Source organism: Microbacterium sp. CFBP 13617, assembly GCF_014839445.1.
Lineage (GTDB): Bacteria > Actinomycetota > Actinomycetes > Actinomycetales > Microbacteriaceae > Microbacterium.
This window is the reverse complement of the sequence record NZ_JACYNW010000002.1, coordinates 393,502-409,081: the sequence shown is the minus strand read 5'-3', so window position 1 is coordinate 409,081 and position 15,580 is coordinate 393,502. Positions and strand designations below refer to the sequence as shown.

At 71.1% G+C, this 15,580-nt stretch carries 12 protein-coding genes; 8 read left to right on the top strand and 4 right to left on the bottom strand.

Annotation, left to right across the window (positions count from 1 at the left end; all coding sequences use genetic code 11):
* Positions 1 to 2: 2 nt before the first annotated feature.
* Both IFU40_RS06560 and IFU40_RS06555 read right to left on the bottom strand, forming a co-directional pair.
* The gene (locus IFU40_RS06560) at positions 3 to 1,034 is read right to left on the bottom strand and encodes an App1 family protein (protein WP_055836972.1); all 1,032 of its coding nucleotides are present in this window, start codon (positions 1,032 to 1,034) and stop codon (positions 3 to 5) included.
* A gap of 5 nt (positions 1,035 to 1,039) precedes the next feature.
* On the bottom strand, positions 1,040 to 1,720 hold the full coding sequence (locus IFU40_RS06555; protein WP_070407921.1) for a DedA family protein: 681 nt from the start codon (positions 1,718 to 1,720) through the stop codon (positions 1,040 to 1,042).
* Positions 1,721 to 1,761: 41 nt separating this feature from the next.
* Between IFU40_RS06555 and IFU40_RS06550 the strand changes: the two genes are divergently transcribed.
* The 5 genes from IFU40_RS06550 (at position 1,762) to holA (ending at position 10,063) form a co-directional block, all read left to right on the top strand.
* A complete protein-coding gene (locus IFU40_RS06550) occupies positions 1,762 to 3,012 on the top strand; it encodes a chorismate-binding protein (RefSeq protein ID WP_191925811.1) in 1,251 nt (416 codons plus the stop codon).
* Positions 3,013 to 3,079: 67 nt separating this feature from the next.
* The gene (leuS, locus tag IFU40_RS06545) at positions 3,080 to 5,653 is read left to right on the top strand and encodes a leucine--tRNA ligase (protein WP_191925810.1); all 2,574 of its coding nucleotides are present in this window, start codon (positions 3,080 to 3,082) and stop codon (positions 5,651 to 5,653) included.
* A gap of 225 nt (positions 5,654 to 5,878) precedes the next feature.
* Positions 5,879 to 6,520 carry a helix-hairpin-helix domain-containing protein gene (locus tag IFU40_RS06540; protein WP_342343492.1) on the top strand — a complete coding sequence of 214 codons (642 nt, stop codon included), beginning with the start codon at positions 5,879 to 5,881 and terminating at the stop codon, positions 6,518 to 6,520.
* Positions 6,517 to 8,865 carry a ComEC/Rec2 family competence protein gene (locus IFU40_RS06535; RefSeq protein ID WP_191925809.1) on the top strand — a complete coding sequence of 783 codons (2,349 nt, stop codon included), beginning with the start codon at positions 6,517 to 6,519 and terminating at the stop codon, positions 8,863 to 8,865. The genes IFU40_RS06540 and IFU40_RS06535 overlap by 4 nt, the downstream gene beginning before the upstream one ends.
* A 160-nt stretch (positions 8,866 to 9,025) precedes the next feature.
* Positions 9,026 to 10,063, top strand: coding sequence for a DNA polymerase III subunit delta (holA, locus tag IFU40_RS06530; RefSeq protein WP_191925808.1), 1,038 nt, complete (start codon positions 9,026 to 9,028; stop codon positions 10,061 to 10,063).
* Between the two features lie 388 nt (positions 10,064 to 10,451).
* On the opposite strand, the gene rpsT is transcribed toward holA, so the two are convergent.
* Both rpsT and IFU40_RS06520 read right to left on the bottom strand, forming a co-directional pair.
* Positions 10,452 to 10,712: a 30S ribosomal protein S20 gene (gene rpsT / locus IFU40_RS06525; protein WP_055836993.1), complete on the bottom strand. Its 261-nt coding sequence runs from the start codon at positions 10,710 to 10,712 to the stop codon at positions 10,452 to 10,454.
* A 117-nt stretch (positions 10,713 to 10,829) separates the two neighbouring features.
* On the bottom strand, positions 10,830 to 11,552 hold the full coding sequence (locus IFU40_RS06520; protein WP_191925807.1) for an alpha/beta fold hydrolase: 723 nt from the start codon (positions 11,550 to 11,552) through the stop codon (positions 10,830 to 10,832).
* A gap of 189 nt (positions 11,553 to 11,741) precedes the next feature.
* Here IFU40_RS06520 and lepA point away from each other — a divergent pair, with 189 nt between their 5' ends.
* From lepA to hemW, 3 genes are read left to right on the top strand one after another with little or no spacing between them, the layout of a single operon-like run.
* Positions 11,742 to 13,586, top strand: coding sequence for a translation elongation factor 4 (gene lepA / locus IFU40_RS06515; protein ID WP_191925806.1), 1,845 nt, complete (start codon positions 11,742 to 11,744; stop codon positions 13,584 to 13,586).
* Between the two features lie 22 nt (positions 13,587 to 13,608).
* Positions 13,609 to 14,253 (top strand): DUF1990 family protein, encoded by a 645-nt coding sequence (locus IFU40_RS06510; RefSeq protein WP_055939964.1) that lies wholly within the window; start codon positions 13,609 to 13,611, stop codon positions 14,251 to 14,253.
* Positions 14,253 to 15,470 carry a radical SAM family heme chaperone HemW gene (hemW, locus tag IFU40_RS06505; protein ID WP_191925805.1) on the top strand — a complete coding sequence of 406 codons (1,218 nt, stop codon included), beginning with the start codon at positions 14,253 to 14,255 and terminating at the stop codon, positions 15,468 to 15,470. Before IFU40_RS06510 ends, hemW begins: the two co-directional genes overlap by 1 nt.
* The last annotated feature ends 110 nt before the right edge of the window (positions 15,471 to 15,580 follow it).

The following is a 15,580-nucleotide window of genomic DNA, read 5'->3' as shown; positions in this document are numbered from 1 at the left end:
GCTCAGCCCTCTCGCGAGATGACCCCGGCATCCTGCAGTCGCTCGAGCAGGCCCGCGCCGTCGGACTCGCTCACCCACGGCACCTCGGCGGCCGAGTGATCGTCGACCACGGTGCGCCCACCGGCCAGCACGGCCTCGGCGGGCAGCAGCCGGCGGATGGCGACGGCGGCGACGCTCCGCGGATTCTCGATGGCGAAGCCGGTGTAGATGGCGTCGTCGTGCTGACCGTCGTCACCGACGAGCAGCCACTTCACCTGGGGGAACTCCCGCGCGAGACGGCGGAGGTTCTGCTCCTTGTGGTCGCGACCGCTGCGGAACCAGCGGTCGTGCGTGGGGCCCCAGTCGGTGAGCAGGAACGAGCCCGCCGGGAACAGGTGCCGACGCATGAAGCGGGTCAGAGTGGGGGCGACGTTCCAGGCACCGGTCGACAGGTAGATCACCGGCGTACCGGGGTTCTCCCGCGTCAGCCGCTCGAGCATGACCGCCATCCCCGGAACGGGCTGGCGGGCGTGTTCGTCGAGTACGAAGGAGTTCCAGGCCGCGAGAAGCGGACGCGGAAGGGCGGTGACCATGACGGTGTCGTCGATGTCGCTCACGACGCCGAAGCGCACGTCGGAGCCGACGATGAACACGCGGGTCTCGGTGGGCTCGCTGCCCTCGACCGACATGGTGATGTCCTGCCAGCCGGGCGCGAGCGTCGCGGGGAGCTTGGCGTCGATCACTCCGCCACGGTCGGCGGTGACCTCGTGCGTCACCCCGTCGATGACGATGTCGACGCGCGCCATCCCCACCGGAACGGCGGCGAACGCACGCCAGCCGCGCAGGCTCGCGGACTCTCCGGTCGAGGTGCGCTTGATCGGCGGGGCGATCAGCACGCGACCGAGCACGCGCACCCACTCCTCGGTTCCGTAGCCCGGAAAGCCGGTGACCACGGGACGCAGGTGGCGGGCGCGCGCCCGACGCTCGCGCCAGCGGTGGAACCGGCGCTCGAGTCGGGCGAACCAGAGCACTTTGGCGCGAGAAGAGCGAGACATTCCGCTCAGTCTTTCACGTCGCCGTCCGCTGGTCCGAGGGAAGTCGTCTCTTCGGCCAGATGGCGACGTTCCGCGCGTTCGATCAGCTTCTTGGCGACGAAGACCAGCACGAGGAACGCCACGAGGATGCCGACGAAGAGGTAGCCGGCGTAGTGCAGTTGGTCGGCGAGCTCGCGGTAGGTGCCCGCGGCGGTGGCCGCGACGGTGATGTACAGCCCGGCCCAGATCAGGCACGCGGGGGTCGTCCAGGCCAGGAACCGGCGGTAGCTGTACCCGCTCATCCCCACCGTCAACGGCACGAGCGAGTGCAGTACGGGAAGGAAGCGCGAGAGGAAGATCGCCGGTCCGCCGCGTCGGCGCAGATACCGGTCGGCGCGATCCCAGTTGCGTTCGCCGAGCTTCTGGCCCAGCCGCGAAGCACGGATGCGGGGACCGAAGTACCGGCCCAGCCAGAAGCCGAGGCTCTCGCCGATCAGCGCGCCCAGGACGACGGCTGCGCCCAGCAGCACTCCTTCGAGGGGAGACGCGATCGCGGTGCCCGCCACAATGACCATGGTGTCGCCGGGAACGATCAGACCGACCAGCACGCTCGTCTCGAGAACCATCGCGACACCGGCGACGATCGTGCGCAGCACGGGGTCGACGTTTTGAACGACGTCGAGCAGCCACGTGAGGATCTCGTTCACCCCGTCACCCTATGGCCGTCGGCCACGCCTAGCCTGGGAGCGTGCCGCACTCCTCCGCTCCGGTCGCCCTCCCCGCGTGGGTCGACCCCGAGGCGGTGTTCCTGCACCTTCTCGCCGACGCCGATCACGCGTTCTGGCTCGATGCCGGGGTCGACGCGTCGGCCGGGTGGAGCTGGATGGGAACGGGAGTTCCCGACTCGTCGTCGGCGCCGATGGATCAGGATGCCACTTCACCCGGCCTCGCACCCGGATCACCCGGAGAGGAAGCCGGGGCGTTCCGCGGGGGATGGGTCGGCTGGCTCACGTACGAGGGTGACCCGGTCTGGCTGCGGGTGGAGACGTTCCTCGCGTTCGACCACGCCGCACGCCGCGTGTGGGCCTTCGGCGACGCCGAGATCGCCCGGCGCGCCGCCGAGGCGCCCGTGCCGCCGCCGGTGCCCGTCGCGGAGCGCCGGGGTGCGGCATCCGGTCGCGTGACACCCACCCGCTACGCGGAACTCATCGAGGCCTGCCGCGCGCGCATCCGCGAGGGCGACGCGTACCAGCTGTGCCTCACCACGCGATTCACCGTGCCCGGAGCCGTCGACCCCGTGGCGGTGTTCCGGCGCCTCCGCCGCGCCTCGACCTCGCACCACGCCGGCTTCGTGCGCTCCGGCGACACGGCACTGGCGAGCGCGTCGCCCGAGCGCTTCCTCGAGGTGCGCGGCGGGGCCGTGCACACCCACCCCATCAAGGGCACGCGTCCGCGCTCCGCAGACCCGGTGCGCGACGCCGCCCTGGCCGACGCCCTGCGGACGGATGCCAAGGAGCGCGCCGAGAACGTCATGATCGTCGACCTCATGCGCAACGACCTGTCGCGGGTGTGCGAGCCGTCGAGCGTCGGCGTCGACCGTCTTCTCGAGGTCGAGAGCTACCCGCACGTGCACCAGCTCGTCAGCGAGGTGTCGGGGCGCCTGCTCCCCGGCACACGCGTCGGTGCGCTGCTCGAAGCGACCTTTCCGGCCGGCAGCATGACGGGCGCCCCCAAGCAGTCGGCGATGCAGATCCTCGCCGGCCTCGAAGAAGCCCCGCGCGGCGTCTACTCCGGCGCCTTCGGATGGATCGGCGACGACGGCGCGGCCGATCTCGCCATGGTCATCCGCAGTGTCGTCGTCGACGCGGATGCCGCCTGGGTCGGCGCCGGCGGGGGGATCACGTGGCGTTCGGTCGCGGCATCCGAAGTCGCCGAGGTGGGGATCAAGGCGCGAGCGCCCCTCGCCGTCCTGGGCGCCGAGGTACCGCCCGGGTGGTGACGTCCGGGTCCGATAGCCTGGACGCCGGCCCCCGCGGCCTCCCCGACCTTCACGATTGGCTTCACCCGTGTCTCAGAATTCCGCACCCGACCCCCGCGAAGGTGGCTTCGACACCCACGCCATCCAGGCGAAGTGGCAGCGAGCGTGGGCCGACAAAGATCCCTTCCGTGCCGGCGGCGACGACGACACGCGCCCCCGCAAGTACGTGCTGGCGATGTTCCCGTACCCCTCGGGCGACCTGCACATGGGTCACGCCGAGAACTACCTGTACTCCGACATCGTCGCGCGCTTCTGGCGCCACCGCGGCTACAACGTGCTCAACCCCATCGGGTGGGACTCGTTCGGCCTGCCGGCCGAGAACGCCGCCATCAAGCGCGGTGCCGACCCGGTCGAGTGGACCTACGCGAACATCGCGCAGCAGAAAGAGAGCCTGAAGGACTACGGCGTCTCGTTCGACTGGAGCCGGGTGCTGCACACCAGCGACCCCGAGTACTACCGGTGGAACCAGTGGCTGTTCCAGAAGCTGTACGACAAGGGCCTCGCGTACCGCAAGGACGCCCTCGTCAACTGGGACCCGGTGGATCAGACCGTGCTCGCCAACGAGCAGGTGCTGCCCGACGGCACCAGCGAGCGCAGCGGTGCCGTCGTGGTCAAGAAGAAGCTGACGCAGTGGTTCCTGCGCATCACCGACTACGCCGACCGCCTGCTCGACGACCTGAACCAGCTCGAGGGCTTCTGGCCGAGCAAGGTCATCCAGATGCAGCGCAACTGGATCGGACGCTCGATCGGCGCCGACATCGAGTTCGAGATCGAGGGCCGCGGCGAGAAGATCACCGTCTTCTCGACCCGCCCCGACACGCTGCACGGTGCGACGTTCTTCGTCGTGGCGCCCGAGTCCGACCTCGCGGCCGAGCTCGCGGCATCCGCGGATCAGGGCGTGCGCGAGAGCTTCGAGGCGTACCTCGCCCAGGTGCAGCGCGCGACCGACATCGAGCGCCAGGCCACCGACCGGCCGAAGACCGGCGTGTTCCTCGGGCATCACGCGATCAACCCCGTCAACGGCGAGAAGCTGCCGATCTGGGCCGCCGACTACGTGCTGGCCGACTACGGCCACGGTGCCGTCATGGCCGTTCCCGCGCACGACCAGCGCGACCTCGACTTCGCCCGCGCCTTCGACCTGCCCGTGCGGGTCGTCGTCGACACCCTCGCCCCCGTCACCGGGGCGATCCCCGTCATCGAGCTCGACGACGACGGCGTGCCGATCGACCCGCTGGGCGACCTCGACGAGACCGACCCGGTGAAGACCGGCATCGCGCTCACCGGAGACGGCCGCATGGTCAACTCGGGTTCGCTGAACGGCCTGTCCAAGCGCCACGCGATCGCCCGCATGATCGAGGAGCTCGAGGCGAAGGGCGTCGGCCGTGCCGCCAAGACGTACCGCCTGCGCGACTGGCTCATCTCGCGCCAGCGCTACTGGGGCACGCCCATCCCCATGCTGCACGGCGAAGACGGCTCGATCACGCCGGTCCCCGCCGACCAGCTGCCGGTCACCCTGCCGTCGGTGGAGGGCCTCGACCTGAAGCCCAAGGGCACCTCGCCGCTGGGGGCCGCGACCGAATGGGTCGAGGTCACCGACCCCGAGACCGGCCAGACGCTGCTGCGCGACCCCGACACGATGGACACCTTCGTCGACAGCTCGTGGTACTACCTGCGCTTCCTGTCGCCGGACAGCTCGACCGAGGCGTTCTCGGCTCGCGAGGCCAACAAGTGGGGCCCCGTCGACTTCTACATCGGCGGCGTCGAGCACGCCATCCTGCACTTGCTGTACGCGCGGTTCATCACCAAGGCGCTGTTCGACATGGGCCTGGTGGAGTTCACCGAGCCGTTCTCGAGCCTCATCAACCAGGGCATGGTCATTCTCGACGGCACCAAGATGTCGAAGAGCAAGGGCAACCTGGTGCTGTTCCAGGAAGAGCTCGACGCGCACGGTGCCGACGCCCTGCGCGTGGCGCTGGCCTTCGCCGGCCCGGTCGAAGACGACAAGGACTGGAACGACGTCTCGACCACCGGAGCGGCGAAGTTCCTCGCCCGCGCCCTGCGCATCGCGCACGACGTCGACAGCGACACCGACGTGGTGTGGGCCGAAGGCGACCCCTCGCTCCGCCGCGTCACGCACCGCCTGCTGGCCGAGGCGCCGAACCTCGTCGAGCAGACGAAGTTCAACGTCGTCGTCGCCCGCCTGATGGAGCTGGTCAACGCCACCCGCAAGGCGATCGACGGAAAGGCCGGCGCGAGCGACCCCGCCGTGCGCGAGGCGGCCGAGGTCATCGCGATGACCCTCGACCTGTTCGCCCCGCACACCGCCGAAGAGATGTGGCAGACGCTCGGCTACACCGGCTTCGTGGGGCTCGCGACCTGGCGCCAGGCCGACCCGACGCTGCTGGTCGAAGACACCGTCACCGCCGTCGTGCAGATCGACGGCAAGGTGCGCGCCACGCTCGAGGTGTCGGCCAAGATCGGCGGCGACGAGCTCGAAGCCCTCGCCCGGGGCGACGAGCGCGTGCTCCGCGCGCTCGGTGAGCGCGAGATCGTGCGCGCGGTCGTGCGTCCGCCGAAGGTGGTCAGCTTCTCGACGAAGTAGGTTCTGATTCCGGATGCCACGTCCCCGGCGCTCCACGGAGCGCGGGGGCGTGGCATCCGTCGCTCTGATCCGACCGTTCGTCCGTGGGCGGCGACCTCGGACCGTCGGTCTCGTTCCTCAGGGCATAGGAGACGCCGCTCCTCCCCAGGGAGGCTTTTCGCGCGAGCGTTCACCGATCGCCGTCGCGCGGCACGGGCGGGCGGGGGTGCTGCCTACTGTCGCGGTGTGACCGAGAACGTCGTCCTCCCCGCCGAGGCCCACCCGCCGCACGCGGGGGAGCCTCTGCCGGCGCGGGCGCGGCTGGGGATCGGGGCGGTCGTGGTGCTGGTGCTGCTGGCGTTCGCCGTCACCATCGGGATCGGCATGGTCCGGGGCGCGGCCGGGACGGAGGTCGTCGATCCCGCCGTGTCGGCGTCGCCCCCCTCGGCCGCCGTCCCGCAGGTCGGTGTCTACGTGCACGTGGCGGGCGCGGTGCGCGAGGCCGGGCTCTACCGGCTCGAGGTCGGCGACCGCGTCGCCGATGCGGTCGCGCGCGCGGGCGGCTTCGCCGAGGACGCCGCTCGAGACGGGGTGAATCTCGCGCGGCCCGTCGCGGACGGCGAGCAGATCGTCGTCCCGGTGGCAGGAGCCGACGTCGGCGCCGGGGGAGCCGCTCCGGCCTCGGGAGCCTCGGGCGGCGTCGTCGATCTGAACACGGCGACGCGCGAGCAGCTCGACACGCTCCCGCGGATCGGCCCCGCTCTGGCCGACCGCATCATCGCGTGGCGCGACGAGAACGGCCGCTTCACCAGCGTCGACGACCTGTCGTCGATACCGGGGTTCGGCGACAAGATGATCGAGGCCCTGCGCGACCTGGTGCGGGTGTGAGCGAGCGGCGTGCGCTGCGGCGACGGGCACTCCGGCCGATCTCGGTGGCCGCCACCACCTGGGCCTTCGCGGGGCTCTCCACCGGGCTCCCCGACGCCCGCGTCCTGGCTCTCGTCCTCGCCGCGGTGGCGGGCCTCACCGCCCTCGCCTTTCTGGGCAGACGGCACGCGGTCCTCGCCGTCGCCACCATCGCCGTCGCCTGCGCCGCGGCATCCGTATCGAGCGTGGCTTTCGTGGACGCCGTACGCGAGCAGGTCGACGCCCTGCGGGTGGAGGGCGGCCGGCAGCTCGTGCTCGAGCTCACGGTGACCGGACGTATCGACGGCGCCCCGGACGGCGGGGCGTGGTTCGACGCCGTCGCCACGGAGGTCCGCGCCGGGAGCGTGCAGCTCTCGGGAGACATCCCGGCCCGCATCGGAGTGGATGCCGAGGGGCGCCGGGCTCTCGCCGAGGCCGCGATGGGCAGCGAGGTAGAGGTCGTCGGTCGCGCTCTGCCCGCCGAGCCGGGAGAGCGGGCGGTGCTCGTCGTCCGGGCCGAGGAGGTCGCGAGAGCGGCACCGCCGGGCGGGGTCTGGGGGTGGTTGGAAGGGCTCCGCAGCCGCCTCGTCGCGTCGACCGACGGACTCCCGCAGCCCGGTGCCGGCCTCGTGCCGGGCCTCGCGGTGGGCGACACCTCGAGCCTCGACGCGGCGACCGAGACCGCGATGACGGTCTCGTCGCTCTCGCACCTCACCGCCGTGTCGGGTGCCAACTGCGTCATCGTGGTCGGGGCGGCCTTCGCCGTCCTCGCCCTCTGCCGTGCGCCACGGGGAGCACGTATCGTCGGGGCGCTGCTCGTGCTCGCCGGCTTCGTCGCGCTGGTCACCCCCGAACCCAGCGTCGTGCGCGCCGCGGCCATGGCATCGGTGGCACTCCTCGCCCTGGCCCTGGGCAGACCGGCGGTCGGGATCGCCGTGCTGTCGCTGGCGACGACCGTGCTGCTGATCGTCGACCCCTGGCTCTCGAGGTCCGTGGGCTTCGCGCTCTCGGCCGCGGCCACCGCCGCCCTGCTCGTCCTCGCGCGGCCCCTCGCCGCCGGCCTCGAGCGCTGGATGCCGCGGGCTCTGGCGCTCGCGATCGCCGTGCCGGCCTCGGCGCAGCTCATCTGCGGCCCGCTGATCGTGCTGATCGATCCGCACGTGCCGCTCCTGGGCATCGTCGCGAACCTCCTCGCCGATCCGGCGGCCGCCCCCGCCACCATCGCGGGCGCTCTCGCCGCCATTGCCCCGTTCCCCTGGCTGCAAGACGGGCTCACCGCCCTGGCCTGGATCCCCGCCTCGTGGATCGCCGCTGTCGCGCACACGACCGCGGGGATCTCGGCGCAGAACATTCCGTGGCCCGACGGCCTGCTCGGCGCCGGGCTGCTCGGGCTTGTCGGCGCCGCCGTGTTCGTCGCGGTCGTCCGCCCCCGCCGTCTGCCCCGCACCGCAGCCCTCGCCGCCGCGGCTTCCGCCGTCAGTCTCGGCCTGATGCTCGGTCAATCGGCCGTCCGCACGGTCGCGGGACCGCTCACCGTCCCCGCGCCGTGGCAGGTGGTCATGTGCGACGTGGGGCAGGGCGATGCCACGCTCTGGCGATCCGGAGCGTCCATCGCGCTCGTCGACACCGGGCCCGACCCGGCGGCGCTCACCGGCTGCCTCGAGAAGTTCGGGGTGGAGCACCTCGACCTCGTCGTGCTGACCCACTTCGACCTCGACCACGTCGGCGGCGCGGCGGGGGTGCTCGGGCGCACCGACCTCGTGCTCCACGGCCCGACCGACGAGGGCGCCGATCAGCGGCTGCTGGAGCGCTTCGCCGCCACCGGCGCCTCGCTCACGCAGGCGACGGCCGGGATGACCGGCACGCTGGGCGCCACGCGTTGGCAGGCTCTGCACCCGCCGCCGCGAGCGGAGCCGGGCAATGACGCCAGCGTCGCCCTCGACGTCGCCGGCCCCGGCTTCCCCCGCACGGAGATGCTCGGCGATCTGGGCGAGGACGCGCAGGAATCCCTGCTCCGACGCGCCGACGTGACGCCGGTGCAGGTCGTCAAGGTGGCGCACCACGGCAGCGCCGACCAGGACGCCGACCTTTACCGGCGACTCCACGCGGCGATCGGACTGATCGGCGTCGGTGCCGACAACCGCTACGGCCATCCCACGGCATCCCTCCTGTCGATCCTCGAGAGCACGGGCACGACCGTGGGCCGCACGGATCGAGACGGGGCGCTCGCCGTGTGGATCGACGAGCAGGGCCGTCTGTCGCTCTGGCGCGAGAACGGTCCCGCTGTCGACAGCGTTCCGAGCCCGACATCGTCTGCACCTCGATAGCCGTGCATGCTCCGGTTCAGATGGCGTCGGTGGCTCGCCGCACCGGTGAGAGAGCCTCGCACCGGGCCACGCGTGGCGACACCCGTTGCCGCGTCGTCGTCGGGGTTCCGCGCCTCCGCGCGGCGGCTCCGATGTCGGACCCGGTCGGTAGGCTGGGGGAGTGACCCCGGCACCCCGACGCTCCGCCCCCGCGAAGACCAAGTCGGCCATTCCGCAGGTGTCCTGGCGCACCCCCCAGCCCGCGCCGGTCGTGCTGATCTCCGGTCCCGAAGAAGTGTGCGCGGAGCGCGCGACCGCCGGCATCCGGGCGCTTCTCAAGAGCGAAGACCCGAGCCTCGAGGTCACCGACATCCGCGCCGACGATTACGCCGCCGGCACCTTGCTCGGCGTCACGTCGCCCTCGCTGTTCGGCGAGCCCCGCCTGGTCCGCGTGAGCGGCGTCGAGAAGTGCAGCGACACGTTCCTCAGCGAAGCCGTGTCGTACCTCTCGCAGACGCAAGATGGCGCAACCGTCATTCTGCGCCACACCGGGGCGAGCGTGCGCGGCAAGAAGCTCCTCGACGCCATCCGTGCCGGGCAGGGCGCCGGCATCGAGATCCCGTGTGCGGCGGTGAAGCGCGACTCCGACCGCTTCGACTTCGCCGTGGGCGAGTTCAAGGCCGCGCAGAAGCGCATCGCCCCCGTCGCCCTCCGCTCCCTGGTCTCGGCGTTCGCCGACGACCTCACCGAGCTCGCCGCCGCGTGCCAGCAGCTCATCGCCGACGTCCCCGGCGACATCGACGAGCGCATCGTCGAGCGGTACTACGGCGGGCGGGTTGAGACCTCGGCCTTCACGGTCGCCGACACCGCCATCGCCGGGCACTACGGCCCCGCCATGTTGGCGCTGCGGCACGCGCTGGCATCCGGAGCCGACCCCGTACCCCTCGTGGCCGCGGTCGCGATGAAGCTCCGCACCATGGCCCGGGTCGCCGGCACCCGCGAATCCTCGTCGGCGGCCGCCCAACGCCTCGGCATGAAGGATTGGCAGGTCGACCGCGCCCGGCGCGACCTGGTCGGGTGGACCGGCAACACCCTCGGCATGGCCATCCACGCCACGGCCCGCGCCGACGCCGAGGTGAAGGGCGCGTCGCGCGACGCGGTCTTCGCGCTCGAGCGCATGATCACGATCATCGCCACCCGCGCGCCGTACGGCGGCTGACCGCGCACGGTCGGCTCGCCGGCCGTGGGCTCGCGGGGCAGCTCCGTGAGCCAGGGAGGGCGTGGGCTGAGCGGAGGACCGGATCGAGGCCGCGTGTCCTCCGCTCGTCCCTGAACCTCCGCTCGCCCGGAGTCGACGTCCCACAAGCCCTGCGCCGCGCAATCCGCGGCGCAGATCCGTGCCCAGGGGAGGGCCCGGGCTCAGCGGAGGACCGGATCAAGGCCGCGAATCCTCCGCTCGCCCCCACCCCTCCGCTCGCCACGCCTCATCGGCCCCCGCGCAATCCGCAGCACGCACCCCCGACGCCTCCTACGCTCTCGCGCCCCCACCCCGAAAACGACGAAGCCCGCCCCGCGTGATGCGGGACGGGCTGTCGAAAAGGTGCGACTCAGAGAGCGGCGACCGACTTCGCGATGGCCGACTTGCGGTTCGCGGCCTGGTTCTGGTGGATGACACCCTTGCTCACGGCCTTGTCGAGCTTCTTGGTCGCGGTGGCGAGCGCCTTGAGAGCGCCTTCCTTGTCACCGGCCAGCACAGCCTGCTTGGTGCGACGCACGTGCGTCTTCAGCTCGCTCTTGACGGCCTTGTTGCGCTCGTGCGCCTTGTCGTTGGTCTTGTTGCGCTTGATCTGCGACTTGATATTCGCCACGTCGACGGTCTTTCGTTTGAAGTGAATATGGAAGAGCCGGGCGAGCGGTAGAGGGACGCTGCACCGGCATCGTGGAGGTCGGGAAAAACCCCACACGCAAGCCAAGGACCAACCCTATCAGGTCGTCGCCTCGACGGTGGTGAGCGCCACGTCGACCAGCGCGTTGAACACGCGGGGCCGCATCGCCGTCACCAGGTGCGTGGTGCGGGGGACGACGATCAACTCGGCCTCGCGCGCCACCGACACGAACAGCTTCTCGTTGGCGCGCAGTTGGTCCCACTGCCCGTTGATGAACCACAGCGGAACCTCGATGCGGCGCAGCGACGCCAGAAGGTCGAGCACCGACAGGCTCGCCAGGGCGGTGTCCTGCGCCTCGAAGGCGTATCCGCCCGCGCCGAAGTCGGGCCGCGTCTCGGGTGGGAGTGTGCGGTCGAGCACGCGGTTGGTGAGCCCCAGGCCGCGGTCGGGCAGGCTGTCGAATCGCCGCGCGAGGAAGCGGTAGGCCGCGAGGCCCACACCCCGCGGGATCGAGGTGCACGATGCGGCGATGAACGCCGCGACCGGCGGCGGGTCTTCGCGCCCGACGTACTCGATGCACAGCAACCCGCCCATCGAATGGCCCACGAGCAGCACGGGGCCGCGGGTCGCGGCATCCTGCACCGCCCGGTCGATGGTGGCGAACGCCTCGTCGAGAGTGAACTCCTCGCCGCGGCGGGTGCCGTGTCCGGGCAGGTCGACGGCGACGGCCGGGTTGCCGCGCTCCTCGAGGTGGGCGAGCTGCGCGCGCCACATCGTCGCCGAGGTGCGGATACCGTGCACGAACACGACCTGGACCGTCATGGCATCCAGGGTAGAAGCCGTTCGCTACCGACCGGCTGTGCGTCCGCGTCCCCCGACGCGCTGCGCGGCACGCGCCGCACGTTCCCGCGCGTGGAACGGGCGATCTCGACCCGTGGGGGACCCCCGGATGCCGTACCCCGGGCATCCGCGGACGGCGATGTCGGCGCGCCACCGTAGAATCGACGGAACATGTCACCGCGCGCCCTGAAGCCCCTCGAGCCGTCTGCCACTCCGCCGGAGCAGATCCGCAACTTCTGCATCATCGCTCACATCGACCACGGCAAGTCGACGTTGGCCGACCGCATGCTGCAGATCACCGGCGTCGTCAGCGACCGCGATATGCGGGCGCAGTACCTCGACCGCATGGACATCGAGCGTGAGCGCGGCATCACGATCAAGTCGCAGGCGGTGCGGATGCCGTGGGCCACCGGCGACGGCACGTTCGCCCTCAACATGATCGACACGCCCGGCCACGTCGACTTCACGTACGAGGTCAGCCGTTCGCTCGCCGCGTGCGAGGGAGCGATCCTGCTCGTCGATGCGGCGCAGGGCATCGAGGCGCAGACGCTGGCCAACCTCTATCTCGCACTCGAGAACGATCTGACGATCATCCCCGTGCTGAACAAGATCGACCTGCCGGCCGCCGACCCCGAGAAGTACGCGGCCGAGCTCGCCGGCCTCATCGGCGGCAAGCCCGAAGACGTGCTGCGCGTGAGCGGCAAGACCGGCATGGGCGTCGAAGAGCTGCTCGACCTCATCGTCGACAAGATCCCCGCCCCGGTCGGCAAGCCCGACGCCCCGGCACGCGCCATGATCTTCGACTCGGTCTACGACGCCTACCGCGGCGTGGTCACGTACGTGCGCATGATCGACGGCTCGCTGCAGCCGCGTGAGCGCATCCAGATGATGTCGACCACGGCGACGCACGAGCTGCTCGAGATCGGTGTGTCGAGCCCCGAGCCGGTGCCCACGCGCGGTCTCGGCGTCGGCGAGGTCGGCTACCTCATCACCGGTGTGAAAGACGTGCGCCAGTCGAAGGTCGGCGACACGATCACGACGCACCGCAAGCCCGCCACCCAGGCCCTGCCGGGGTACACCGATCCGAAGCCCATGGTCTTCTCGGGTATCTACCCCATCGACGGCAGCGACTACGCCGAGCTGCGCGAAGCCCTCGACAAGCTCAAGCTGTCCGATGCGTCGCTGCAGTACGAGCCCGAGACCTCGGTCGCGCTGGGCTTCGGCTTCCGCGCCGGGTTCCTCGGCCTGCTGCACCTCGAGATCATCACCGAGCGCCTCTCGCGGGAGTTCGGTCTCGACCTGATCACCACCGCCCCGTCGGTGACCTACGAGGTCACCACCGACACGGGCGACACCGTCTCGGTCACCAACCCCAGCGAGTACCCCGACGGTCGCGTCGCCTCGGTCTCGGAGCCGATCGTCAAGGTCGGCATCCTGCTGCCCAAGGACTACGTCGGCACCGTGATGGAACTCTGCCAGTCGCGCCGCGGAACACTCCTGGGCATGGACTACCTCAGCGAGGACCGCGTCGAGCTGCGGTACCACATGCCCCTCGGCGAGATCGTGTTCGACTTCTTCGACCACCTCAAGTCGCGCACGCAGGGCTACGCGAGCCTCGACTACGAACCCGCCGGTCAGCAGACCGCCGAGCTCGTGAAGGTCGACATCCTGCTGCAGGGCGACAAGGTCGACGCGTTCAGCTCGATCGTGCACCGCGAGAAGGCCTACGCCTACGGCACGCTCATGGCCGAGCGCCTGCGCAAACTCATTCCGCGCCAGCAGTTCGAGGTGCCCATCCAGGCCGCGATCGGCGCCCGCATCATCGCGCGCGAGACGATCCGCGCCATCCGCAAGGACGTCCTGGCGAAGTGCTACGGCGGTGACATCACCCGAAAGCGCAAGCTGCTCGAGAAGCAGAAAGAGGGCAAGAAGCGCATGAAGATGGTGGGCCGCGTCGAGGTGCCGCAGGAAGCCTTCATCGCCGCCCTCTCGGGCGACGTCGAGGCCAAGAAGTAACGACCGATTCGAGAGGAAGATCATGCGCCGGCAGAACTTCACCGACGACACGGTCGACTACGCGGCGGTGGGCGCCACTCAGGCCCCCGACCTCATGCAGTATCCGCCCGAGCGTTCCGTCCCCGCCGAAGATGCGTGGCGTATCGGCAGCGGCGAAGAGCGCTTCGTCGCCGCGGGCGAGTTGCTGCTCGCGTGGGCGCCGCTGCGCAGCGAAGAGCTGAGCATCACCGACGTGCGTCCCGCGTCGGGCGCCGGCTACGCGGGCGTCGGCTTCGACGCCGAGGGCGCTCCCGTCGCCCCCAGCCGCCTCGAGGCCGAGCAGCGCTTCGCCGCCGACGGCACCCCGTTCGTCAGCCCCGGAACGGGCGTGCGCCTGCACGGCAAGGTCGATGGCCACCGCGCCGACGCCGAGCTGCGGGTCATCTCGGTGTTCGAGGAGCCGCGCCGCGTCGGATTCATCCTCGGCACGGTCGGACACTCCATCGTGAGCGGCGAAGAGTTGTTCTCGCTCGAGTGGCGCGACAACGACGAGGTCTGGTTCGTCGTGCGCGCGTTCGACCGCCCCACCGCGCCGTCCTACAAGCTCCTCACCAGCCGCGTGCGCCGTCGTCGCAAGGCGCTGTTCACGCGGTACCTTCGCGCGATCTCGCCGCTGTACACGTCCTGATGGGCGGACCGCTTCCCCTCGGAGACCCCGCGCCCACCGATGGTCGTCTGCCCGACGACCTGACCATCGATCCGTCGGTCGACTTCGGGATCTACCTGCACGTGCCGTTCTGCCGCGTGCGCTGCGGCTACTGCGACTTCAACACCTACACGGCCAGCGAGCTGCACGGCGCCCGGCAAGACGACTTCGCCGACACGCTCGCCGCCGAGGTGCGCCTGGCGGGCGGGGTGATGGATGCCACGGGCGGCCGCCGCACGGCATCCACGGTGTTCTTCGGCGGGGGTACGCCGACGCTCCTGCCTCCCGGCGATCTGGCGCGCATGCTCGACGCGGTGCGCGCGGAATTCGGCATCGCCGAGGGGGCCGAGGTCACCGTCGAGGCCAATCCCGACACCGTCGACGACGCCGTGGTCGAGACGCTGGCTGCGGCGGGCGTCACGCGCGTGTCGATCGGCATGCAGTCGGCCCGCCCGCACGTGCTCGCCGCCCTCGACCGCACCCACGACCCCGCGAACGTCGCGACCGCCGTCGCCGCGGCCCGCCGCGCCGGGCTCGACGTGTCGCTCGACCTCATCTACGGCGCACCGGGGGAGTCGCTCGACGACTGGCGGTCGTCTCTCGAGACCGCCGTCTCCCTCGCTCCCGATCACATCTCGGCCTACGCGCTCATCGTCGAAGACGGCACGAAGCTCGCCCGCCAGATCCGCTCGGGCGCGGTCGCGGAGCCCTCCGACGACCTGCAGGCCGACATGTACGAACTGGCCGACGAGCTGCTCGCCGATGCCGGGTACGACTGGTACGAGGTGTCGAACTGGTCGCGCGGCGTCGCCCACCGTTCGCGGCACAACCTCGCCTATTGGCGCGGCACGGACTGGTGGGGGTTCGGACCGGGCGCCCACAGCCACGTCGCGGGGCTGCGCTGGTGGAACGTCAAACACCCGGCCGCCTATGCCCAGCGCCTCGCGGCGAACGAGTCACCGGCCGCCGCGCGCGAGCGCCCCGACGAGACGGCCCGACGACTCGAGTCGGTGCTGCTGCGCAGCCGCATTCGCGAGGGTCTCGCCGTCGGCGAGCTGCACGGCGAGGGCCGCAAGGCCGTGGCGTCGCTCATCGCCGACGGGCTCATCGAGGGGGCGGATGCCATCCGGGGCCGCATCGTGCTGACCCGCCGCGGACGCCTGCTGGCGGATGCCGTGGTGCGAGCCCTCACGGTCTGATCCGCGCCGTCGCATCCCGCGGCGGGACCGCACGCAGGCGCGGAGGATCCGGCATCCGCGAGCCCCCGACGGGGCAGGTCGTCGATCGGCGTAGAATTGGCACTCAGTCA

What these genes read in the sequence shown, in the direction of transcription:
- IFU40_RS06560 (WP_055836972.1), bottom strand. Translation starts at nt 1,034, where the DNA reads ATGTCTCGCTCTTCTCGCGCCAAAGTGCTCTGGTTCGCCCGACTCGAG.
- hemW (WP_191925805.1), top strand. Translation starts at nt 14,253, where the DNA reads ATGGGCGGACCGCTTCCCCTCGGAGACCCCGCGCCCACCGATGGTCGT.
- lepA (WP_191925806.1), top strand. Translation starts at nt 11,742, where the DNA reads ATGTCACCGCGCGCCCTGAAGCCCCTCGAGCCGTCTGCCACTCCGCCG.
- IFU40_RS06510 (WP_055939964.1), top strand. Translation starts at nt 13,609, where the DNA reads ATGCGCCGGCAGAACTTCACCGACGACACGGTCGACTACGCGGCGGTG.
- IFU40_RS06520 (WP_191925807.1), bottom strand. Translation starts at nt 11,552, where the DNA reads ATGACGGTCCAGGTCGTGTTCGTGCACGGTATCCGCACCTCGGCGACG.